At 71.5% G+C, this 20983-nt stretch carries 16 protein-coding genes; 6 read left to right on the top strand and 10 right to left on the bottom strand.

The features are described from left to right. The first annotated feature begins 120 nt into the window (after window positions 1-120). Window positions 121-525 carry a hypothetical protein gene (locus tag AC6JA9_RS37035; protein WP_223747001.1) on the top strand — a complete coding sequence of 135 codons (405 nt, stop codon included), beginning with the start codon at window positions 121-123 and terminating at the stop codon, window positions 523-525. Between the two features lie 30 nt (window positions 526-555). Here AC6JA9_RS37035 and tpx read toward each other — a convergent pair whose 3' ends face one another. From tpx to AC6JA9_RS37065, 6 genes are all read right to left on the bottom strand, one after another. Beyond that, window positions 556-1074 (bottom strand): thiol peroxidase, encoded by a 519-nt coding sequence (gene tpx, locus AC6JA9_RS37040; protein ID WP_223747000.1) that lies wholly within the window; start codon window positions 1072-1074, stop codon window positions 556-558. A gap of 18 nt (window positions 1075-1092) precedes the next feature. Continuing rightward, window positions 1093-2025: an ROK family protein gene (locus tag AC6JA9_RS37045; RefSeq protein WP_497958563.1), complete on the bottom strand. Its 933-nt coding sequence runs from the start codon at window positions 2023-2025 to the stop codon at window positions 1093-1095. A gap of 14 nt (window positions 2026-2039) precedes the next feature. Then, window positions 2040-2591 (bottom strand): NADPH-dependent FMN reductase, encoded by a 552-nt coding sequence (locus AC6JA9_RS37050; RefSeq protein WP_141328863.1) that lies wholly within the window; start codon window positions 2589-2591, stop codon window positions 2040-2042. Continuing rightward, the gene (locus tag AC6JA9_RS37055; RefSeq protein ID WP_426744919.1) at window positions 2588-3958 is read right to left on the bottom strand and encodes a phosphomannomutase/phosphoglucomutase; all 1371 of its coding nucleotides are present in this window, start codon (window positions 3956-3958) and stop codon (window positions 2588-2590) included. Before AC6JA9_RS37055 ends, AC6JA9_RS37050 begins: the two co-directional genes overlap by 4 nt. A 798-nt stretch (window positions 3959-4756) precedes the next feature. Continuing rightward, the gene (locus tag AC6JA9_RS37060) at window positions 4757-6700 is read right to left on the bottom strand and encodes a protein kinase domain-containing protein (RefSeq protein ID WP_267699347.1); all 1944 of its coding nucleotides are present in this window, start codon (window positions 6698-6700) and stop codon (window positions 4757-4759) included. A gap of 201 nt (window positions 6701-6901) precedes the next feature. Then, a complete protein-coding gene (locus tag AC6JA9_RS37065) occupies window positions 6902-7966 on the bottom strand; it encodes a mannose-1-phosphate guanylyltransferase (RefSeq protein ID WP_223746996.1) in 1065 nt (354 codons plus the stop codon). A 70-nt stretch (window positions 7967-8036) separates the two neighbouring features. On the opposite strand from AC6JA9_RS37065, the gene AC6JA9_RS37070 reads away from it, so the two are divergent. Both AC6JA9_RS37070 and AC6JA9_RS37075 read left to right on the top strand, forming a co-directional pair. Then, the gene (locus AC6JA9_RS37070) at window positions 8037-10973 is read left to right on the top strand and encodes a GDSL-type esterase/lipase family protein (RefSeq protein ID WP_497960814.1); all 2937 of its coding nucleotides are present in this window, start codon (window positions 8037-8039) and stop codon (window positions 10971-10973) included. 1 nt (window position 10974) lies between these two features. After that, on the top strand, window positions 10975-12393 hold the full coding sequence (locus tag AC6JA9_RS37075; RefSeq protein WP_267699344.1) for an MBOAT family O-acyltransferase: 1419 nt from the start codon (window positions 10975-10977) through the stop codon (window positions 12391-12393). Here AC6JA9_RS37075 and AC6JA9_RS37080 read toward each other — a convergent pair. Together AC6JA9_RS37080 and AC6JA9_RS37085 are read right to left on the bottom strand one after the other, a co-directional pair. Further along, complete coding sequence (locus tag AC6JA9_RS37080) at window positions 12390-13001, bottom strand: NUDIX hydrolase (protein WP_267699343.1); 612 nt, start codon at window positions 12999-13001, stop codon at window positions 12390-12392. The two genes, AC6JA9_RS37075 and AC6JA9_RS37080, sit on opposite strands and share 4 nt — an antisense overlap. A 19-nt stretch (window positions 13002-13020) precedes the next feature. Continuing rightward, window positions 13021-13914 carry an undecaprenyl-diphosphate phosphatase gene (locus tag AC6JA9_RS37085; protein WP_046716342.1) on the bottom strand — a complete coding sequence of 298 codons (894 nt, stop codon included), beginning with the start codon at window positions 13912-13914 and terminating at the stop codon, window positions 13021-13023. Between the two features lie 126 nt (window positions 13915-14040). Between AC6JA9_RS37085 and AC6JA9_RS37090 the strand changes: the two genes are divergently transcribed. Then, the gene (locus AC6JA9_RS37090; RefSeq protein WP_267699342.1) at window positions 14041-14511 is read left to right on the top strand and encodes a YchJ family protein; all 471 of its coding nucleotides are present in this window, start codon (window positions 14041-14043) and stop codon (window positions 14509-14511) included. Window positions 14512-14523: 12 nt separating this feature from the next. Beyond that, entirely contained in the window at window positions 14524-16326 is a 1803-nt protein-coding gene (locus AC6JA9_RS37095) for a TIGR02996 domain-containing protein (RefSeq protein WP_497958564.1), read from the top strand. A 76-nt stretch (window positions 16327-16402) separates the two neighbouring features. Here AC6JA9_RS37095 and AC6JA9_RS37100 read toward each other — a convergent pair whose 3' ends face one another. Together AC6JA9_RS37100 and AC6JA9_RS37105 are read right to left on the bottom strand one after the other, a co-directional pair. Continuing rightward, window positions 16403-17059 carry a hypothetical protein gene (locus AC6JA9_RS37100; RefSeq protein ID WP_223782654.1) on the bottom strand — a complete coding sequence of 219 codons (657 nt, stop codon included), beginning with the start codon at window positions 17057-17059 and terminating at the stop codon, window positions 16403-16405. Between the two features lie 45 nt (window positions 17060-17104). Then, window positions 17105-19765, bottom strand: a complete 2661-nt coding sequence (locus AC6JA9_RS37105; RefSeq protein WP_497958565.1) for a CHAT domain-containing protein — start codon at window positions 19763-19765, stop codon at window positions 17105-17107. A gap of 320 nt (window positions 19766-20085) precedes the next feature. Between AC6JA9_RS37105 and AC6JA9_RS37110 the strand changes: the two genes are divergently transcribed. After that, window positions 20086-20910 (top strand): penicillin-binding transpeptidase domain-containing protein, encoded by an 825-nt coding sequence (locus tag AC6JA9_RS37110; protein ID WP_223782656.1) that lies wholly within the window; start codon window positions 20086-20088, stop codon window positions 20908-20910. Window positions 20911-20983 lie beyond the last annotated feature (73 nt).

Below are 20983 nucleotides of genomic sequence, written 5' to 3' on the forward strand. Positions count from 1 at the left end.
GAACAACGGGGAAGCCTGCCCATTACCTCCCGCGTAATCGACCCGCGCACCGCCCACGCGCAATGTGTGTCCCCAGACGGCGGCGGGATTTCCCCGGCGCCGCATTCCAAGGACACAGCCATGAGCGCCATTCCCGCGTCGCGTACCTTCCTGGGCCACATCCTGCTCGCCGACGGCCTCATCAGCGGCGCCACCGGGGCCCTGATGTTCTTCGCCGCCCAGCCCCTGAGCGAGCTGCTCGGCCTGCCCGTCACGCTGCTGCGCTCGGCGGGCTTCAGCCTGCTGCCCTTCGCCGCGCTGCTCGTGTTCCTGGCCAACCGGCCCCTCGTCCCCCGGGGGCTCGTCTGGGCCATCATCGGCGCCAACGTGCTGTGGACGGTGGACAGCCTGGCGCTGCTCGCCACGGGCTGGGTGCAGCCCACCGTCTGGGGCGTGGCCTTCACCGTGGTGCAGGCCGTGGCCGTGGCCGCCTTCAGCGGCCTGGAGCTGATGGCCCTCAAGCAGGCCCGCATGGTGCCCGCCTGAGCGTGCGTCGAGCGCGGCGCGAGGCGTGCCTCAGAGCGCCTTGCGCACCGCCTCCAGCGCGGCGTCGTAGTCCGGCTCGTGCATCATCTCCGGGACGATTTCGCGGAACACCACCCGGCCCTCGCGGTCCACCACGAAGGTGCTGCGCGCCAGGAGGCCCAGCTCCTTCATGTACAGCCCGTACTTCCGCGCGAAGTCCCGGTCCTTGTAGTCCGAGAGCACCGCCACGTTCTGGATGCCCTCGGCCGCGCTGAAGCGGTTGAGGGCGAAGGGCAAATCCAGGCTCAGGTACCAGACCTTCACGTCCGGCCCCAGCTGCGTCGCCTGCTGGTTGAACATGCGCAGCTGGATGGCGCAGACCTTGGTGTCCACGCTCGGCGCCACGCTCAACACCACCACCTGCCCCTTGAGCTCCGACAGGCGGTGGGACTCGTAGAAGCCCTTGTACACGGTGAAGTCGGGCGCGAGGTCGCCCACCTGCACCTGCCCGTCGCCCTCCAGCGTCACCGGCTTGCCGCGGTAGGTGACCTGGTCCTTGAACTCGGCCATCACTGCACTCCTCTCACGTCACGCGGCCAGCAGTGCCGCACCAATGAGGCCGCTGTCGTCGCCGAGCTCCGCGTCGGCGATGAGCAACCCCTCGCGGGACGTCTGGGACGCCCACGCCCTCACACCGTCCAACACCCGGCGCCGCATCCCAGGGCAGTGGTTCAACACCCCACCCCCGAGAATGAGCCTGGCCGGGTTCAACACCGTCACCTGGTTGGCCACCGCCAGCGCCAGGAAACGCGAGGCCCGCTCATACACCTCCCGAGCGGCCTCGTCGCCTGCTTCCGCCGCCTCTTCCAGCGACACCGGCGTCAGCCGGGAGGCGTCGTTCTCCACGAGCTTCGCGAGCAGCGGAGCACGGCCCGCGGCGAGCAGCTCCTTCGACTGGGCGATGAGGTTGTGGCCCCCGGTATACGCCTCCAGGCAGCCCTGCTCGCCGCAGCCGCAGCGCCGCCCGTCGGGGACGACCTTGATGTGGCCCAGCTCGGCCGCCACCCCGCCCGCGCCTTCCAGGAGGCGCCCGCCGGCGATGATGGCGCTGCCCACGCCCGAGCCGACGAACACCACCAGCAGGTCCTGCGCGCCACGGCCCGCGCCCGCGTGCAGCTCACCCCACGCGGCGGCGGACAGGTCGTTCACCACCTTCACCGGCTGCTTCAGCCGGTCCGTGAGCATCTTGCCCAGGGGCACGTTGCGCCAGCCCAGGTTGGGGGCCACCGACAGCACCCCGGAGTCCTTGTGGATCTGCGCGGCCGCGCCCACGCCGCAGGCGTCCACCGGCACACCCGCGGACCGCACCGCTTCGGAGGCGGCCTGGGCGATGGTCTCCACCACCCCGGACGGGCTGCGCTCGGCGAGCGCCACCTTGGTCGACGCGAGCATCTTCCCCGCATCGTCCACCACGGCGGCTCGAGCGAACGTCCCCCCCAGGTCGATTCCCAGCGTCGGCATGGCGGTGTTCCCCTCTAGCCTTTCACGCGCTGGACCAGCTCGGTCACCAGCGCCTCGACTTCCTGCTGCCGCGCGTCGTCCTTGAACCGGCCCTCCGGCGTGAAGGCCTCCGCGGCCCGCGCCAGGTGCACCTGCGTGGGCAGCACCAGCGCGCCCACCGACGACATCACCTGCCGCAGGTGCGGCTGCATGCGCGCGGTGCCGAAGTTGCCGGGGCTTGCGCCCATGATGGCGGTCCACTTGCCCTGGAACAGCCGGCCGGGCGCACGCGACGCCCAGTCGATGGCGTTCTTCAGGCCGCCCGGAATCGACGAGTTGTACTCGGGGCTCGAGATGAGGAGGCCCTGGGCCTTCGCCACCCGCTCTCGCAGGGCGACGACACTCGGGGGCAGGCCCTGGGCCTCCACGTCACCGTCGTAGAGCGGCACGCCCACCGTCTTGAGGTCCACCACGTCCACGTCCGCGCCGAGCGCGCGGGCCTTCTCGACGGCCAGCGCCAGGAGCTTCTGGTTGAAGCCGCCGGTGCGCAGGCTGCCCGCGATGGCCAGGATTCGAGGCGCGCTCACCCTCCCACCTCACGCTGCACCTGGGCCACGGTGCCCTCGATGAGGGCCTGGATCTCCTTGAGGCGCTCGGGCGTGTTGGCCTCGAAGCGCAGCACCAGGATGGGCTGGGTGTTGGAGGCGCGGATGAGGCCCCAGCCGTCGGGGAACGTCACGCGCACGCCGTCCACGTCGATGATGTCGTGGCCCGCCGCGCGCAGCGTCTCCGTGGCGCGCTTGACCATCTCGAACTTCTTCTCCTCCTTCGTGTCGAAGCGCAGCTCGGGACTGGCGTAGGTCTTCGGCACGTCCGCGAGCAGCTCCGACATCTTCTGCTTCTCGTGGGTGAGGATTTCGAGCAGGCGCGCGGACGAGTACACCGCGTCGTCGAAGCCGAAGTAGCGGTTCTTGAAGAAGATGTGGCCGCTCATCTCGCCGGCCAGCTCCGCGTGCTCCTCCTTCATCTTCGCCTTGATGAGCGAGTGGCCCGCCTTCCACATCACGGGCTTGCCGCCGCGCTTGGCGATGTCGTCGTACAGCGTGTAGCTGCACTTCACCTCACCGACGATGGCCGCGCCCGGGCTGTCCTTGAGGACGTAGCGGCTGAAGAGGACCATGAGCTGGTCGCCCCAGAGGATGTTGCCCTGGTCGTCGATGACGCCGATGCGGTCGCTGTCACCATCGTAGGCGATGCCCACCTCGGCCTTCTCGCGCTTCACCGCGGCGATGAGGTCCTGGAGGTTCTCCACCACGGTGGGGTCCGGGTGGTGGTTGGGGAACGTCGCGTCCATCTCGCAGAACAGGGGCACCACGTCGAAGCCCATGGACTCGAACAGGGGGACGGCGATGGCGCCGCCGGTGCCGTTGCCCGCGTCGATGACGATCTTCATCCCCTTGCGGCCCACCTTCACCGTCTGGCGGACGAAGTGGTTGTAGGGGGTGATGATGTCGTACGGCGTCACGGTGCCGGGCGTCTTCGAGACCTCGAAGTCCCGCGCCTCGATGAGGCGGCGCAGCGCCTGGATTTCGTGGCTGTGGAAGGTCGTCTTGCCCGCGCCAATCTTGAAGCCGTTGTACTCGGGCGGGTTGTGGCTGCCGGTAATCATGGCCAGGCCATCCACCGGCAGGGTGTTGGCGGCGAAGTAGGTCAGCGGCGTGGGCACCACGCCCACGTCGAAGACGTTGAGGCCCGTGGACGTCAGGCCGGCACAGAGCGAGTCACGGAAGCGGGTGGAGGACTCGCGGCAGTCGCGGCCCACGGCGATGAAGCGGCCGCCGTTGCGGCGGATGATGGTGCCCAGGCCCTTGCCCAGCAGCTCCACCACTTCGGCCGTGAGGTCCTTGTCCACCAGACCCCGGATGTCGTACTCGCGGAAGATATGCGCGTTCATGAAGGTGTCCCCGCCCTCCTCCTGGAACCGGAGGGCATGACAGAGGGCGGCGGACTCTACACGAGCGCAACGGTTCCCGGCACCCGACAGGGGGCCTGCGCGGGCTGCTGAACGATGCTCCCTCGGCGCCCCTGTGAATCCCTGGGGTGCCAATCAACCCCCACACCCGCCCGGCTGTGGGGCGACCGGGGCTCCGGGCTCCCTCTGTCGAGGGTGGGGCGTGTGCTCCGGTCGGGCCGGCCTCCTGGGGCGAACGCCCTCCAGGCGAGCCCTCATGGGTCGGAGAAGTTCGGGTGGGCCCCGCCTCGACGGCGCGGCCGCCGAGCGCGTGCCAGCGACCTCTCCCAGGCCACGAGCGCTGCCTCGGTGAGGCCCGAGTGCGTGCTCACCGTATCGCCAGGGTCACGAGGGCGGCCTCGGTAGAGGCCCGAGTGCGTGCTCGCCGTATCGCCAGGGTCACGAGCACGGCCTCGGTAGAGGCCGGACCTGAGTCCACGGCGCTCACGCTCCGCTGGGGGCACCCCTCCGGAACACGCGTGCCTTCGGTACGCGGTGACCTCCGCACCCGCGCTCCGCTGGGAGCGCCCCTCCGGAACACGCGCGCCTTCGGTACGCGGTGACCTCCGCACCCTCGCTCCGCTGGGAGCGTCCCTCCGGAACACGCGCGCCTTCAGTGCGCGGTGACCTCCACACCCACGCTCCGCTTGAAGCGTCCCTCCGGAACACGCGCGCCTTCAGTGCGCGGTGACCTCCGCACCCTCGCTCCGCTGGAAGCGCCCCTTCGGAATGCGCGCGCCTTCAGTGCGCGGTGACCTCCACGCCGGCGCTCTCGATGGAGAGCGGCACCTCAGGGCGCGGCTGCCCGCGCAGGACCTGGTAGTGGCGCAGCCAGGAGGCGTTGAGCGGATCCAACGCCAGCGCCTCCGCGTAGCGCTCGAGAGCCGCGTCGTGCTGCCCCCGAACCTCCAGCGCGTGGCCCTGCGTGAAGAGCGCCCGGGCCCGCGACTCCGCCAGCGGACGCGCCGCGAGGAAGGCACCGCGCATCACCTCCGCCTGCTCATCCGCCAGCCCCGCGTCGAGGCAGCGGGCGACCCCCGCGAGGTTCCCCCGCGTGGCGTCGTAGCCGGCGCGTGACACCGCGTCGCCCAGCATGCGGCCCGCCGCCTCCACCCGGCGCAGCAGCGCCTCCAGCGCCTGACGCTGCCCCAGGGGCAGGGTGCGCTGACGGAAGAGGTTCAGCCTGCGCAGCGCCGAGGTCGCGCGACGGCGCACCGCCTCGAAGTCCTCGTGCGGCAGCGCGCCGAGCAGCGCGTACGGGTCCTTCTCCACCACCGCCGCGCGCGACAGCACCCGGGCCAGCTCCGCGTCCGGCACCGGCTCCGCCTCCAGCGCGCGCGGCCCCGAGCCCAGCCCCAGCGCGTGCGCCAGGAGCTCCCGCGCCGCCTCGCCCGCGAACTGCACGTGCAGCCCCGACTCACCATTCCACGCCCGCGCCTCCTCGCGCGTGACATGGCGGACCACGTCGCAGTCGCACGCCACCTTGCGGCCCTTGAACGTCAGCTCCACCGGGAGCTGCGAGGCGAGCGGAGGCAGCACCCCCGCCCACGTGGCGAAGAAGCCGTCCACCGTCACGTCCCCCAGGCGCACCGGCACCAGCTCCGCGTCCGTGGCCAGCCCCAGCCGCACGAGCAGCCCCCGGGGCGACTCCATCTTCGGCGGCGTCAGCTCGGCCGTCGGAACCTGCTCGTAGGCGACCTCGCGCAGCGCGCGGTGCAGCGGCGTGGCGTCGTCCTCCGGGAGGATGTGGCCGAAGATGGAGATGCTCCCGCGCGACGTGCGCGTGCGCTGCGGGGGCGCGGGCCGCACCCGGCCGATGCCCTGGCTGTCGAGCAGCGCCTCGCGGAAGGAGACGGCGTCCGGAAACCGCTCCCCGGGGCTCTGGGACAGCGCGCGCAGCAGCACGTCCGAGAGCGCGCGCGGCACGCGAGGGTTGAGCTCGTGCGGCGCCGCGGGCGACAGCGCCCCCACGCGCCCGAAGCCGAAGGGCAGCCGGCCCGTGGCCAGCAGGTAGCCCACCACGCCCAGCGCGTAGATGTCCGTGCGCCCGTCCACCGAGTCCTGCGCCCACTGCTCCGGCGCGAGGAACGCGGGCGAGCCCACCACCATGCCGCACGCGCGCTCCTCGCGGGACAGGCTGGCGGTGAGCACCTCGCGAGAGCCGAAGCCCAGCACCTTCACCCGCCGCTCGCCCCGCGAATCCCACGTCAGCACCAGGCTGTCCGCGCTCAGTCCCCCGTGCACGCGGCCCTGCGCGTGGGCGACCTCCAGCGCGCACAGCGCCTGGGCCAGCACCAGCACCACCTCCGCCGGAGCCAGCGGCATGGGCAGCTTCGAGAAGGGCTCACCCTCCGCGTGCTCCATCAGCAGGCACGGCAGCCCCGCGGGGCCGATGCGCGCGTCCAGCACCCGCGCGACATGGCGGTGCTTGAGCGAGCGCAGCGCGCGGCCCTCCATGAGGAAGCGCGAGCGCACCACCGGCTGGGCCGCCAGGTGCGGGTGCATCACCTTCACCGCGAAGCGGTGCCCCGTGGGCGTGTGCTCCGCCAGGTACACCGTGCCCAACGCCCCCGAGCCCAACGCCGCGCCCAGCACCAGCGGGCCATGCCGCTGCCCCTCCAGGGACGGCGCCCGAGGACACACCGACCCCACCGGATGCTCCACCGCGCAGTGATTGCAAGCCATGTTCGAGCTCCGCCCCGTCCGCCCCGGGATGGGGCGGGCGGCGACGGCCCTGCAACCGGCGTGCACCCCCGACTTCGTCAGCGACTGGACACGACAACCTCCCGCCGGGACGAGAAAGCGGAGAACCCCGTTACCCACGGAGCGGAAGTTCTTTCAGCCCCGGGGTCGGAAGTTTCTCCAGCGCACACTGGGCGCCTGCACCTACAGGTACTTCTGCAGCTTGCGGGCCTTGAGGGCCTCGACCACCTTGCGCACGTCCTGGCTCTTCTCGCGGGGCACCACCAGCACCGCGTCGCCGGAGTCCACCACCACCACGTCGGTGAGGCCCACGACGGACAGCGGGCGCTTGTCGGCGAGCACGATGCAGCCCTTGCAGTCCACCACGACGGCCAGGTCGCCGGAGATGACGTTGCCGTGCGCGTCCGCGGGGCGCACCTCGGGGATGGCCGCGAAGGAGCCGACGTCCGACCAGCCGAAGTCACCCGGCAGCACCGCGATGTTGCTGGCCTTCTCCATCACGCCGTAGTCGATGGAGATGGACGGCAGCTTGGGGAACACCTTCTTGAGCACCGCGCCGAAGGTGCGCTTGCCGGCGGCCTCGCGCAGGGCCTTCAGGCCCTTCTTCATCTCCGGCATGTGCTGCTCGAAGGCGGCCAGGATGACGTCCGCGCGGAAGACGAAGATGCCGCCGTTCCACAGGTACTCACCGGAGGACACGTACGCCTGCGCCGTCTGGGGGTCGGGCTTCTCCTTGAACGCCTTCACCGCGCGGCCGCCGCCCTCCAGCGCGTCACCCACCTGGATGTAGCCGTAGCCCGTCTCCGGGCGGTGGGGCTGGATGCCCAGGGTGACGATGTGGCCCCCCTCGGCGATGCGCGCGGCCTGCTCCAGCACGCGCTTGAAACCCGGCACGTCGGCCACGTGGTGGTCGGAGGGCAGCACCACCATGACGCCCTTCGGGTCGCGGGCGGCCACCTGCACCGCGGCGAGCGCGATGGCGGGCGCGGTGTTGCGGGCCACGGGCTCCACCAGGAGGTTGGGCTTGGGAAGGCCCTTCACCAGCTTCGCGGCGGCCTTCGCGTGCAGCGGGCCGCACACGATGAAGGTGTTCTTCACCGTGGCCAGGCCCTTGAGGCGCTGGGCGGTGTCGGTGATGAGCGGCAGCTTCGAGGCGAGCGGCAGGAACTGCTTGGGGCGCGCCTGCCGGGACAGCGGCCAGAAACGCGTGCCGGAGCCACCGGCCATGATGACGGGGTAGAGGGCCATGCGGGGTACGACTCCTGCGAGTGCCGGCTCGGAGCCAGCGAGAAGCGCCAGGGTCTTCCCCCTGGCGTGACTGGCGGCGCACCATACCGTTTCGGCCTTTCCGGGAAAGAGGGCAGCCGTGACGAAGCCAGCCCCTCGCCAGCCGTTGCGACTCCCACCTGCCCGCCCACCCCGCCCGGCCGGACGCCCTCCGGACGGCGAAGCGGCCGGAAGTGGCGGGAGTTTTGACCCGCCCCCGAAAAGCCAGTCTCATGCCGCGCTGTTGGACTTCCTCAAGGCCAGATCCACCGGGCTGACGCTCCTCCTCACCATCGCGCTGACGTTGGGGCTTTCGCTCGCCCCGATTCCGGAGGCGTGGCGCCCCCTGCCCTCCCTCCAGCGCGGTCCCTTGCAGGAGAAGCTGGTCGCGCTGACCGTCCCGGCGAGGTTCCTGGGGGGCCAGCCCGTGCCCGCGCCGGAGACGGAGGTGGCCGCCGGCCAGCCGACGAAGCCCACCGCGCCCCCCGAGGACGAGGCGGGCGAGGACGCGGGCACCGACGTCGCCGCGCTCCCCCCGGACCAGCCCGTGGTGCCCACCGTGCCGGGCATCGGCCTGGAGGAGCTGAGCGCGCCTTCCCTGGCCCGCGCCGTGGAGCTGGAGGCGCTGCGCGAGAAGATGAGCGCCCAGCACGTGGACATCGAGCTCAACTGCCGCAAGGCGCGCTCGGATGGCACGTGCGAGGAGGACGGGCTCGCCCCGTTCCACAAGGCGCTGGGCGAGCTGCGCGCGGACACCCGACGCACGCCCGTGCGCGTGGTGCACCTGGGCGACTCGCTGGTGGCGTCCGACTACATCACCGACGTGGTGCGCGACAGGCTCCAGGAGCGCTTCGGCTCGGGCGGCAAGGGCTTCCTCTTCATCACCCGCCCCGCGAGCGCGGGCCGGTGGACGCGCTCCGGACGGGGCTCGGACGGGTGGACCATCGAGCGGCTGGTGGACACCAAGTGGCCCCGAGACAGGGTGGGCTGGACGGGTGTGGCCTTCACCGCGGCGGGCGGCTCGCAGAACACGAAGTACGACGCGGAAGGAGCCAGGGTCGCGGAGCTGTTCTTCCTGGCCCAGCCCTCCAGCGGCTCCGTGCAGCTGTCGGTGGACGGCCGTCCGCTGCAGCGCATCCAGACGCGCGGCTTCTCCAAGACGAAGTCGGAGGCGGCCTTCGCCCGGGTGAACCTGCCCGAGGGCGCCAGGACGCTGACGCTCACCACGTCCGGCCGGGTGGAGCTGCACGGCGTGACGCTGGAGACGGGCACGCCGGGCGTCATCTACGACACGGTGGGCCTGCTGGGCGGCATGGCGGAGGTGTACCTGCGAGCCCAGCCCGCGGCCTTCCGTGCGCAGCTGCGCCAGCGCAAGCCGTCCATGGTGGTGCTGATGGTGGGCGGCAACGAGGCGTTCTTCTACTCGCGCGAGCGCACCACCTTGGAGGAGGTGCGCGCGCAGATGAAGGAGCTGGTCTCCCGCGTGCGCACCAACGTGCCGGACGCGGCGTGCCTGGTGATGTCCCCCATCGACGCGGGCGTGCGGACCATGGGCGGCGAGCCGGTGCCGCGCCGAGGGTCCAAGGAGGTCTCCGACATCTTCCGCGAGGAGGCGCGCCTGGGCGGCTGCGCGTTCTGGGACGCCTACAACGCCATGGGCGGCGAGGGCGCGGCGCTGCGGTGGCTGGAGGCGGGGCTGATGCTGGAGGACCTGGTGCACCCGCGCGCCAAGGGCTCCGACCTGTTGGGCCACCTCTTCGACCTGGCGCTCCAGCGCAGCTTCGCCAAGGCGCACACCGCGCTGGTGCCGGTGGCGGACACGCCGGGGCTGCAGGACGCGGACATCGCGCTGGCGCGGACCTTCGACAAGCTGCGCCGCCGCGAGTCCGGCGAGGCGCTGCGCGTGGGCATCGCCCAGTTGGGCGCGTCGCATACCGCGTCGCACTACTTCACGGACGCGGTGCGCGACGTGCTCTCCAAGCGCTTCGGCGACGCGGGCCGGGGCTTCATCGCCGCGGGCAAGTCCTCGCCTCGCCTGGACAAGGCGCGCGTGGCGCGCGAGCTGACGGGGGAGTGGAAGGTGGAGGACGCGCTGGACTCGACGCCGGGCGGCCTGTGGGGCCTGACGGGCATCCGCGCCGTGGGCGCGCCCGGCTCGAAGCTGCGCATCCAGTTCTGCAAGGGCTGCCCCGAGGAGAAGTCGCGCACGGGCCGGTTGGACCTGTACGCGCTGGACGTGCCGGACGTGGCGTCGCCGGACATCCGCGTGGACGGCGAGGACATCCCCCCGGACGCGCCTCCGCCCGAGCCGCTCACCGCGCCCACCGTGCGCATCCGCTCCTTCCCCGTCACCGGCACCTCGCACGAGGTGGAGGTCGCGGCGGCGCCCAACAGCCAGGTCACCGTGCTGGGCGCGGCGCTGGAGTACGACACGCCGGGCGTGGTGCTGGACGCGCTGGGGCTCCCCGGCTCCACGTCCTTCACCCTGCGGGACATGGACGCGGCGGCGGTGGACGCGCAGCTCGCGTCGCGGCGGCCGGACCTGCTCGTGTTCTGGTACGGCACCAACGAGGCGAACCTCGTCGGTCTGGACGCGCAAGGCCTGTCGGGCGACTACACGGCGCTCATCTCGCGGCTGCGCAAGGCCACGGGCAACGCGGAGTGCCTGGTGCTGGGCCCCACGGACCGGCTGGCCAAGGACGCGAGCGGACACTGGACGGAGGCGCCCTCGCTGGCGACGGTGCTGGGCACGCTGCCTCGCGTCGCGCGGGACGCGGGGTGCGCGTACTGGTCTGCTCGCGCGGCCATGGGCGGTGAGCGGGCCATGCTGCGCTGGCAGCGCTCGCGGCCGGTGTACGGGCACGCGGACGGTGTGCACCTGACGCCCGAGGGCTACGAGCGGCTGGCGGCGAGCTTCGCCCGGGACTTCCTGTCGGCCTACGAGGCGCGCAAGAAGGGCGAGCCCACCGCGCGCATGGAGGGGAACTGACGTGCTGTCGCACAGCCTCCAGTATCTCGTGTTCGTCATCGCGGTGTTCGCGCTCTACTGGGCGGTGCACCGTCACTACTGGCCGCGCATGCTGGTGCTGCTGGGCGCCAGCGTCTTCTTCTACACGGCCTTCACGCCCTTCCCGCTGCTCATCTTCCTGGCGGGCGTCACGGTGGACCACGTGCTCGTCAAGGGCATGGGCCGCGCGCAGTCGCCCGGCGTGCGCAAGCTGCTCGTCACGCTGTCGGTGGTGTCGAACCTGGGGCTGCTCGCGGGCTTCAAGTACCTGGAGCTGCTCCGTCAGACGGCGCTCTCGCTGATTCCCGCCTCGTGGGGCATCCACGTCCGCGAGACGCCGTTCGATTTGATTCTGCCGCTGGGCCTGTCGTTCTACGTCTTCCAGGCCATCAGCTACACGGTGGACGTGTACCGGGGGAAGGCCAGCTCCGAGCACTCGTTCCTCGAGCACCTGCTCTACATGCTGTTCTTCCCGCGCGTGGTGAGCGGCCCCATCATCCGCGCGTCGGAGCTGCTCGAGCGCTTCCGCGACGTGCCCACGCTGACGCCCGAGGACGGCGGCCGGGCGATGTTCCGGATTGCCGTGGGCCTGGTGAAGAAGCTGGTCATCGCGGACGTGCTGGGCAGCGGAATCGTGGACCCGGTGTTCGCCGCGCCGGAGAAGTACGCCTCCGCCGAGTGCATCGTCGCCGCGGTGGCCTACACCTTCGAGCTCTACTACGACTTCTCGGGCTACTCGGACATCGCGCTGGGTGTGGCGGCGCTGTTCGGCTTCAAGTTCCCGGAGAACTTCAACCGGCCGTACCTGGCGAAGAACGTGGGCGAGTTCTGGAACCGGTGGCACATGAGCCTGTCCACGTGGCTCCGGGACTACCTGTACCGCCCGCTGGGTGGCAACCGCGTGTCCAAGCCGCGCGTGCTCTTCAACCTGATGACGGTGATGGTGCTGGGCGGCCTGTGGCACGGGGCGGACTGGCGCTTCGCCGTCTGGGGCGCGGTGCACGGCGTGGCGCTGGGGCTGACGCGCTGCTGGGAGTGGTCGGTGGGCAAGCCGGAGAACCCGGGCGTCCCCCGCATCGCGGCGGGCATGCTGGCCACCTTCACGCTGGTGGTGCTCACGCGCGTGGTGTTCCGCGCGCACTCCATGACGGACGCGGGCGAATTCTACGCGCGGATGATGGCGGGCGTGCCGGGCATCGCCAACGTCAGCCCGCTGGTGTGGGGCATGCTGGCCGCGGCGGTGTTCTTCCACGCGGTGCCGATGAAGCTGTACACGGTGGCCTCGGAGGCGTTCGTCCGGATGCCGGTGCCCGTGCGCGCGATGGCGCTCGTGGTGCTCGGCCTGGGCATCCGCCACCTGGCGTCCGTGGAGGCGCGGCCGTACGTCTACCTGCAGTTCTAGCCGCGCGCGCCGAGGAACGACTCGAAGTCCGGCACCTGCGACAGCTGCGTGAGGAAGTCGCGGAGGATGCGCGCCGTGGCGCCCCAGATGACGTGGGACTCGTACGTGTAGAAGTACAGGTCCCGCTCCGCGCCGAAGACCTCCTTGCGCTCCACGCGCAGGATGGCCGGGTCCAGCAGGCGCGCCAGCGGCACCTCGAGGATGAAGGCGACCTCCTCCGGGCTCGGCGTGTAGCGGCCGTCCCCTGGAATCACGCCCACGAAGGGCCGCACGCGGTACTGCGAGATGGTGGGCACCTCGTCCAGCATGCCCAGCACGCGCACGCCGCGCCGGTCGATGCCCAGCTCCTCTTCCGTCTCGCGCAGCGCGGTGTGCAGCGGCGTCAGGTCCTCCGCGTCGCGGCCTCCGCCGGGGTAGCTGTACTGGTTGGCGTGGGTGCGCAGCGTGGCCGGGCGGCGGGTGAACACCATGTGGGGCACGCCGTCGCGCTCGAACAGCGGCACCAGCACGGAGGCCTCGCGCAGCACCAGCCCCGGCAGGTCCACGCCGCGCGCGGGGCGCGTGGACAGCCGCGCCTCCACCGCCTGGAACAACGACTCCACGCTCACGACGCCACGCCTCCGCGACTCAGTCGGTGATCTGCTTCTCGAGCTGCTGCTTGCCCGGCTCGGGCGGCACGTCCACGTTCTCCACGCCCGACAGCGGCTTGAGCACGTTCATCTGGAGCAGCACCAGCAGCAGCACGCCCAGCGCCACGCGGTACACCACGAACACCAGCGTGGTGCGCGAGCGCAGGTAGTTCAACAACCACGCGATGGCCGCCATGCCCGAGGCGAACGCCACCAGCGTGCCCACCCAGAGCGACACGGCGCTGGGCCGCTCGGTGGCCTCCAACAGGTGCTTGAGCTCGAAGATGCCCGCCAGCGTGGTGGCGGGGATGGACAAGAGGAACGAGTAGCGCGCGGCGTCCTCGCGCTTGAGGCCGAGCGACAGGCCGCCCGTCAGCGTGGTGCCCGAGCGCGACGAGCCCGGGATGAGCGCCAGCGCCTGCCACAGGCCGATGAGGATGCCGTCCTTCCACGTCATGTCCGCCAGCGTCCGCTTGTGGGAGGCGCGCTTCTCCACCACGAAGAGGATGATGGCCAGGATGATGAGGCTGCCGGAGATGACGTAGAGCGAGCGGAACTGCGTCTCGATGGCCTTCTTGAAGGCGAGGCCGCACAGGCCGATGGGCAGCGTGCCCACCAGGACGAACCACGCCAGGCGCGACTCCACGGTGCCGAAGGGCTCGCGCTTCGCCAGGCCCTTGAAGAAGGCGGTGACGAGGGAGACGATGTCCTTGCGGAAGTAGATGAGCACGGCGGCCACCGTGCCCAGTTGGATGACGGCCGAGTACGCGGCCCCCGGGTCCTTCCAGCCGAACAGCTCCGGCGCGATGCGCAGGTGGGCGGTGGAGCTGATGGGCAGGAACTCCGTGAGACCCTGGACCAGTCCCAGGACGATGGCTTCTATCAGGCTCATAGGCGCGGTCCCGGGATGTATGCCCGGACACCGCCGCCAGCAAGGGCGTTCCTGTGCGTGTGTGGCTCGCAGAGCATGCGGTGCTCCCGCCCCCACACCGGTCCAGGTAGGCTCCCCTCCCGAGACATGCCCCCTGCCCCACCCTGCCCCTGCTCCTCCGGCCTGCGCTACCGCGAGTGCTGCGCCCCCTTCCACAAGGGCGAGGCGGAAGCCCCCGACGCCGAGCGGCTGATGCGCAGCCGCTACAGCGCCTTCGCCCAGCGTGAGGCCGCCTACCTGTGGAAGACACTCCACCCCCAGCACCCGGACCGCGCCCGGCCCGAGGCCGACGTGGTGCGGGAGCTGCGCGTCTTCGCCCAGGGGCACCAGTTCCCCAAGCTGGTGGTGATGGACCGACAGGCGCCGGACGCCCAGGGCAACGCCCAGGTGCTCTTCTTCGCCAAGGTGTTCGAGAAGGGCAAGGAGCGCTCCTTCGTCGAGGCCTCGGACTTCCGCCATGACGGGGTCGGCTGGCGCTACCTGTCCGGGCACACGCTCATGCTCCGCGAGCTGACCGTGCCGCCCGAGTCCCTCACCCTCGCGACGTTCCCCCGGTAGGGGAGGTCTTCGATGCCCTCCGCGCCGAAGAAGAAGTCGCCCACGCTGGAGGAGGCCACGAAGCAGGGGGACTGGGCGGGTGTCCTGGAGCACCTGCTCACCCGCTGGCGCGCCGCGCCCCACACGGTGCTGGCCGAGCGCATCGTCGGCCTGGGCAACAAGCTCGCGAGGGACCTGCCCGCACCCAAGGACTGGGACGCGCTCGCCGGGAGGCGGGATTCCGCGACGCTCACGACGCTGCTCGCGGCGCTGCTCGACAAGGGCTCGGTGAAGGCGAGGCCCCGACTGGAGACGCTCGCGGATTGGCCCGAGGACCCGCGCATCGACCGCTGGGTCGCGAGCCAGTTCGCGGAGCCTCCCTTCACCAGCACTGGCGCGCGTCCCTTCTGGACGAGGCTTGCGCCCCTGGCGCGCCGCATCCGGGATGCTCGTGCCGCGAGCACGGTGCTGAAGGCGCGCAAGGGCTACGACGTGGAGGACGACGCCGAGGCCTTCTTCGCGAGCCACGTCGACCGGATTCGCGCCCAGCTCGACGCCGCGGCCCGCGAAGGTGAGCTCTCCGCCGCGGACCACCAGGCCATCATCCACGTCGACGCGGAGATGCGGGAGGCCGAGCCCGTCGCGCCTCGGAAGGCCTGGGCCGTGGGCGAACACTCCAACGCGGCCCACGGGGCCAGCCTCCCTATCGACGCGGAGATGCGGGAGGCCGAGCCCGTCGCGCCTCGGAAGGCCTGGGCCGTGGGCGAACACTCCAACGCGGCCCACGGGGCCGTCCTCCCTGTCGACGCGGAGCCGCGGGGGGCGGAGCCTGTCGCGCCAAGGAAGGGCGGGGACGCGGAGGCGCTGCTCGCGCGGGTGTTGGAGGAGCCAGGAGACAACGAGGCGCGCGCGGTGCTGGCGGATGTGCTGCTGGAGCAAGGCCATCCGCGCGGCGAGCTCATCGCCCTGCAGCTCGAGGCCACGCGTCGGTCGCTCACCACCGCCGAGCGCAAACGCGAGCGGGAGCTTCTCAAGAACGCGCGCAAGGAGCTGCTCGGTCCGCTCGACGAGGTGCTCAAGCCCGACTGCGTCTTCACGCGGGGCTTCCTGTCCCACGCCGCGCTGAAGCAGGGCAACTCGAGCGCCCTGCGGAGCGCCATCCAGAAGACGGCGGGTCATCCGCTCTGGGCCACGGTGGAGCACCTGGAAGGTCGCGGGGACTACGACGTCACCACGGACCCGGTGATGAAGTCGCTGCGCTCGCTCGTGAACAGCGACGTGAGGACGCAGGACCTGGCGAAGCGGCCCGGGCTCGAGTCCCTCGCGATGCGTGGCGCGCTCGACCAATGGGTGGAGCTGGCCCAGGACCCCAGCGCGTTCCCCTCGCTGCGCCACCTGGACATCTTCGCCTTTCACTGGTGGGCCGCTCGATTCCTGGAGTCACCACTCGTGTCCAGGCTGGAGCGCCTCCAGCTCCGCGTCTACGTCAGTGGCCCCTCCGCCGCGGAGGCGCTGGCCCTCATCCCGCTCGTCCCGAGGCTGAAGGTCCCGGACCTCACGCTCCGGCTGGTACGCAACGACTCCAAGGACTGGAGCTGCGGCTTCCGCTTCGTGCGTGGACCCGATGGGAGGCACGAGGTCCACCTCTTCACCACCGCGATGAACGAGCCCCACGAGGAGCTCGTGCGCGATGACCTCCTGGCGGGGCTCGAGCGAATCGACCGGCTCGAACCCTTCAAGCGCTCGAAGCTCATCCTGGACCATCGGCTCCGCACGGCGGCGAGGCACGAGGTCTTGCGACGGGTCGGCGAGCTCGATGGCGTGCTCGCGGAGTGAGGGACGGGACACGGCTCGTCCCTCCGCCACGAGGAGCCCGGTGCACGGTCCGGGCTCCTCGCCTCGACTCACCTGACTACCGAGGCACCGTCGAGCCCGTGGGCGACGTGGTGTCCGGCTTCTCCGGCGCGGGGTCCGAGGCCGCGTCGATGGCACTGGCCGTCTGCCAGGCCAGGCTCGCGAACGAGTTGGGGACCGTGGGCGCGGCGCCGCCCTCGTCCGTCGGGTCCGGCGGCGGCTTGTCGCCAATCTCGTCCTGCTGATTGATGCAGGGGTCGTACGTCGGCCCCTCCGTCGGATCCTTGTCCTCCTGGGGGTTGCCCTGCTGCGGGTCGGAGCTCGTGTCCACCGCCGAGCTGCCCACCGAGCCGCCCTTGCGCAGCTTCACCGGCGCGCTGAACACCGTCATCGGCAGGCCGAGCCGCTGGACGCGCGCGAAGAACGCATCGCTGGTCCCCCGGCTGCCCGCCACCGCGTACGCGAAGCGCCCCTGCTCGGGAGCGACGCCCAGCGCGAGGTACTGGCCCGTCCTGCGGCACAGTCCGACGACCACCTGCGTGGCGCCCTCGGGCAGCTCCGCGTTGGGAGGCAGGGCCTGGATGGTCGGCACCTTCGGCAGCGGCGCCACCTCCGGGCACGAGGGGCTCGGCGTCGGCCGCGAGCCCAGCGTGCGGCATCCCGTCAAGGCGCCCACGAACAGCACACACATCATCAGCTTCTTCGAGGTCTTCATCTCGTCGTTCCCCCTCCAGTCCATCCAGGCGGGCCCATCCCGCCGTCAATCGAAGACCAGGACGGAGCGCACCCAGCTGCGTGGGTCTCGCTTCATCCAGGCCATCCGCACGTCCCTCAGCGCGTTGGCCGCGCGCTCGCCGTGCTGAATCCGCTCCCTCACGGCATTGAAGAAAGGTCCTGCTTCCGCGTCCGGCACATCCACCGTCGCCGCGAGCACCGTGCTCGCGCCCGCGTCCAGGAAGGCCACCGGCAGGCTGAAGCGCTCGTACGTCCACGCGGCGCCATGCGCGGCCCGACATGCGCCGAGGATGACCAGCGGCTGGCCGCGCAGCTTCGCCCCGCGCACCTCGCCGGCGGTGAGCGCGTAGCGGCCGCTCGGCTCCGGCGACAGGACCAGCAACGAGGCCTCGGACACGTCCGGATTCATCAGCCCATGGGCGTGGACCTCGATCTGCGTCGCGTCCGTCATCGCCTCCAGCACGCGGGACGGCGTGGCCTGGCGTCCGAGCAGCATCGTGGCCTCGTCTCCGGGCAGCCCCGCCCAGCCTCCGAGCATCGGCAGGCCCAGCGCCTCGGGCGCCTGCACGTCGGCGACGACGAGGCGGCGAGGCGTCCGCGTACCGGACGCGACGGGCGACGCGCGCACCGAGTGGTACGCCCAGGCGAGGTCCTCCGGCAGCAGCCCCGCGCGACCATGGAGCGGCGGGCGCGCCACCACCTCCACCGCCGGACAGGCGCGCAGCAGGTCCGTCATCGCATCGGGGATGAGCCCCTGGAGCTCGTCGTGCAGCGGGGCCCTGCGGCTCGCGTCGTGGTGACCGACGAGCTGACCTTCCGGGCCTCGCACCAGCACGAAGGTGCGCTCGACGTCCGTGGTGACGGCCAGGACACAGCGCCCGGGGAGCTGTCCGCCCACCTCTTCACCGAAGAGGCGCCACGCCTGCTCGTACTCGCCCGCCTTGGCGGAGGAGAAGAGCAGCGACGTGTAGCTGTACGCGCGGGCCTTGCGGGCATCCACGCTGGTGACGGGCAGCTTCGCGGCCTCGGCGATGGACTGGCGCAGCAGGGCCTCGCCGCGCGGCCGGTCGCGCTCCACGACATAGCGGCCCTCGATGTGCGTCAGCAGCGCGGACTCGCCCGGCGTGAGGTTCCCCTTCTGGCGTCGCTCCGCCAGGCCCTGCACGAGGCGCGCGTCCAGCGCGGAGTCCGGCTGGAGCCGGGCCAGGTCCGCCAGCGTCTTCGCGCCCGACAACAGCAGGGGCGTCTTGCACGCGAGCGCCTCGCGCATGCGGGCCTGCGCGCTCTCCACGGAGAACGCTTCCAGCAAGGCGAGTGCATCGTTGGCGCGGACGAAGTGACGGATGGTGCAGTCGTCGGGACGCTGGGCCAGCGCTTCATCCAGGTAGCCGCGGGCCAGCGCCGCATCGCCCTGGTAGCGCGCGAGCTGTCCGAGCTGGAGCAGGAGCTGCGCCTCTCCCCAGCGCGGGTCCGCGCGGTACAGCGCGCGCGCGGCCAGCAGGTGACGCTGGGCCTCGGCCAACCGGTGGAGCTGACGATAGAGGTCGCCCAGGTCGGACTCGATGGGGATGCAGCGATAGCCCAGCGGGTGTTGCTGGCACCGCGCCGCCGCGCTCAGCAGGAGCTGCTCGGCCTGGAGCAGCTCGCCTCGGGAGATGGCCTGCAGTGCGCGCTCGTGCTCCAGGAGCAGCGTGAACCACGGGTCCTGGAGCTTCGCGACGAGCCGGGAGACCTCGTCCAGGTGGTCGGCCACCTTGCTCTCACGAACGAGCGCGCCCAGGAACAGGTCCTGCTCTTCGGCGCGACGCACGTCCTCGAGGAACGCGGCGAAGCCACCCTCGACCTGATGGGTGCGGTACAGCTCCAGATAGCGACGGGCCAGAGGCGCGCGGAGCTGGAAGTCCCGCGTCAGGGTCCACTGGAGGGCCGCGCGCAGGGCGGTGCCGCCCGAGTGCGCGTCCAGCGTCGCGGCCATCGGCTCCAGGGCGCGCACGCGCTCCACGGTGGGGGCCGCGCGCAGGGCCTCGTAGAAGTACATGCGGAAGATGCCGGGCTGTGCGCGGAGCACGTCATCGGGCACACGCGCGCCCTCCACGACGAGGGACTGGCCCCACGTCGACGTCTTTCGCCAGTCCTCGGTGCCTCGCAGCCGACCGCGCGCGGCCTGGGCGCGAGAGGTCGCCTCCTGGGCCCAGCCGGACTCGCCCAGCGCGGCCACCGCGTCGAATGACTGCGCGGCCAGCGCCCAGAGTTCCAGGTCCCGCAGCACCAGCGCGCGGTTCCACAGGGCCTGTGCATGCGTGGGCCGCGAGGCGAGCACCCCCTCCAGCAGCGCGAGCGCGGAGGCCGAGTCACCGCGGTCCAGCGCCATGATGGCCTGGTCGCTCGCGACGTCCGGCGAGGTGCCTGCCTTCGCGAGATAGGGCGCGGCCATCTCCGCGTTGCGGCGCACCAGATAGGCCGCCGCGAGACCGTGCATGTCACCCTCGGACTCCAGTCGCGCCAGCTCGCTCAGGGGCGCCGGAGCCGCGCGGCCCGCGTCCGCCGCCGAGCGCAACGGTCCATAGGGCCGATACACGTCCGCGCCCGGATAGCTGACCCGGGCCTCGAGCATGCGCACGGGGGCGCTGGTGAGGAACAGCTCGGGCGACACGGGAGCAACGCGGCGCGAGCGCAAGCCCGCCATGAGTGCCGCGCCTCCCACCACCACCACCAACGCCACGAGAACGGCCGACTTCGGCCTCGGAATCCAGGACCCGGACCCTGCATCCACCGGCGAACTCCCCGCGTATGTGCCCTGGCAGCCCATGCCCGCTCAACGACGGGTCGCCAGAATCTTCCCGTCACACGCTACGCCGCTTCGAACCACGGCGGTGCGGACGAATCACCGCACCCGTGTGGTCCTCCAACCACGCGCACGACTCCGTCCCAGGCGGGTCCTCCTGGCCCACACCTTGCTCCAAGCGCACGCCCGACACAGCAGCGCCCCCATCGCCCAGGAGTCCCATGTCCCGCCGCCGCTCCCTCCGCGCAGTGCTCGTCTTCCTCCTCGTCACCACCAGCGCGCTCGCGGCACCGCCCAAGACGCCCAAGCACCCCGGCTGCTTCCTCGTGATGGACCTGGACTCCGGCGAAGTCACACGCAACGGCGCGAAGCTGTGCGCCACGCCGCTCGTCCCGGCCTCCACCTTCAAGGTGCCCCACGCGCTCATCGCCCTGGAGACCGGCGTGGTGTCGAGCACGGACGAGGTGCGCAAGTGGGACGGCACCCAGCACGCCATCGCCATGTGGAACCAGGACCAGACGCTCGACACCGCGATGCGCCGCTCGGCGCTGTGGGTCTTCCAGGGCACCGCGAAGCAGATTGGCCGCGAGCGCCTGGAGCAATGGCTCATGCGCCTGGACTACGGCAACCGCAAGGCCTCCGGCGACATCACCCGCTTCTGGCTCGGCGGCCCGCTGCGCATCTCCCCCGACGCGCAGCTCGACTTCCTCGCGCGCATGTACCGGGGCCAGCTCCTCGTCAGCCCCCGCGTCCTCGAGGCCGTCCAGGCCACGCTGGTCCACGGCCCCGACACCGTCGCCAGCGTGCGTGACGGCCTCAACCTGGGAGGCCCCTGGAAGGACCACGCCACCCTCAGCGCGAAGACGGGCTGGCACCAGGACGCCAAGGACGGGGACGTGATGTGGCTGGTGGGGCACGTGTCCTCCCCCAAGGGACGCCACGTCTTCGTCAGCGCCGTGAAGCAGGCGCCGGGCAGCAAGTCCCCGTCGAAGAACCTCGCGCTCCCCGCCGCCATCGATGCGCTCCAGGCGCAAGGGCTGCTCTGACACGACGCCTGGAAAAGACGACGGGCCGCCCCCACATCCGGGAAGCGGCCCGCGTCGAGCCCCGACCGTGACG

It is taken from the genome of Myxococcus sp. MH1, assembly GCF_059738865.1.

What these genes read in the sequence shown, in the direction of transcription:
- AC6JA9_RS37035 (WP_223747001.1), top strand. Translation starts at nt 121, where the DNA reads ATGAGCGCCATTCCCGCGTCGCGTACCTTCCTGGGCCACATCCTGCTC.
- tpx (WP_223747000.1), bottom strand. Translation starts at nt 1,074, where the DNA reads ATGGCCGAGTTCAAGGACCAGGTCACCTACCGCGGCAAGCCGGTGACG.
- AC6JA9_RS37045 (WP_497958563.1), bottom strand. Translation starts at nt 2,025, where the DNA reads ATGCCGACGCTGGGAATCGACCTGGGGGGGACGTTCGCTCGAGCCGCC.
- AC6JA9_RS37055 (WP_426744919.1), bottom strand. Translation starts at nt 3,958, where the DNA reads ATGAACGCGCATATCTTCCGCGAGTACGACATCCGGGGTCTGGTGGAC.
- AC6JA9_RS37060 (WP_267699347.1), bottom strand. Translation starts at nt 6,700, where the DNA reads ATGGCTTGCAATCACTGCGCGGTGGAGCATCCGGTGGGGTCGGTGTGT.
- AC6JA9_RS37065 (WP_223746996.1), bottom strand. Translation starts at nt 7,966, where the DNA reads ATGGCCCTCTACCCCGTCATCATGGCCGGTGGCTCCGGCACGCGTTTC.
- AC6JA9_RS37085 (WP_046716342.1), bottom strand. Translation starts at nt 13,914, where the DNA reads ATGAGCCTGATAGAAGCCATCGTCCTGGGACTGGTCCAGGGTCTCACG.
- AC6JA9_RS37090 (WP_267699342.1), top strand. Translation starts at nt 14,041, where the DNA reads ATGCCCCCTGCCCCACCCTGCCCCTGCTCCTCCGGCCTGCGCTACCGC.
- AC6JA9_RS37095 (WP_497958564.1), top strand. Translation starts at nt 14,524, where the DNA reads ATGCCCTCCGCGCCGAAGAAGAAGTCGCCCACGCTGGAGGAGGCCACG.
- AC6JA9_RS37100 (WP_223782654.1), bottom strand. Translation starts at nt 17,059, where the DNA reads ATGAAGACCTCGAAGAAGCTGATGATGTGTGTGCTGTTCGTGGGCGCC.
- AC6JA9_RS37105 (WP_497958565.1), bottom strand. Translation starts at nt 19,765, where the DNA reads ATGGCGGGCTTGCGCTCGCGCCGCGTTGCTCCCGTGTCGCCCGAGCTG.
- AC6JA9_RS37110 (WP_223782656.1), top strand. Translation starts at nt 20,086, where the DNA reads ATGTCCCGCCGCCGCTCCCTCCGCGCAGTGCTCGTCTTCCTCCTCGTC.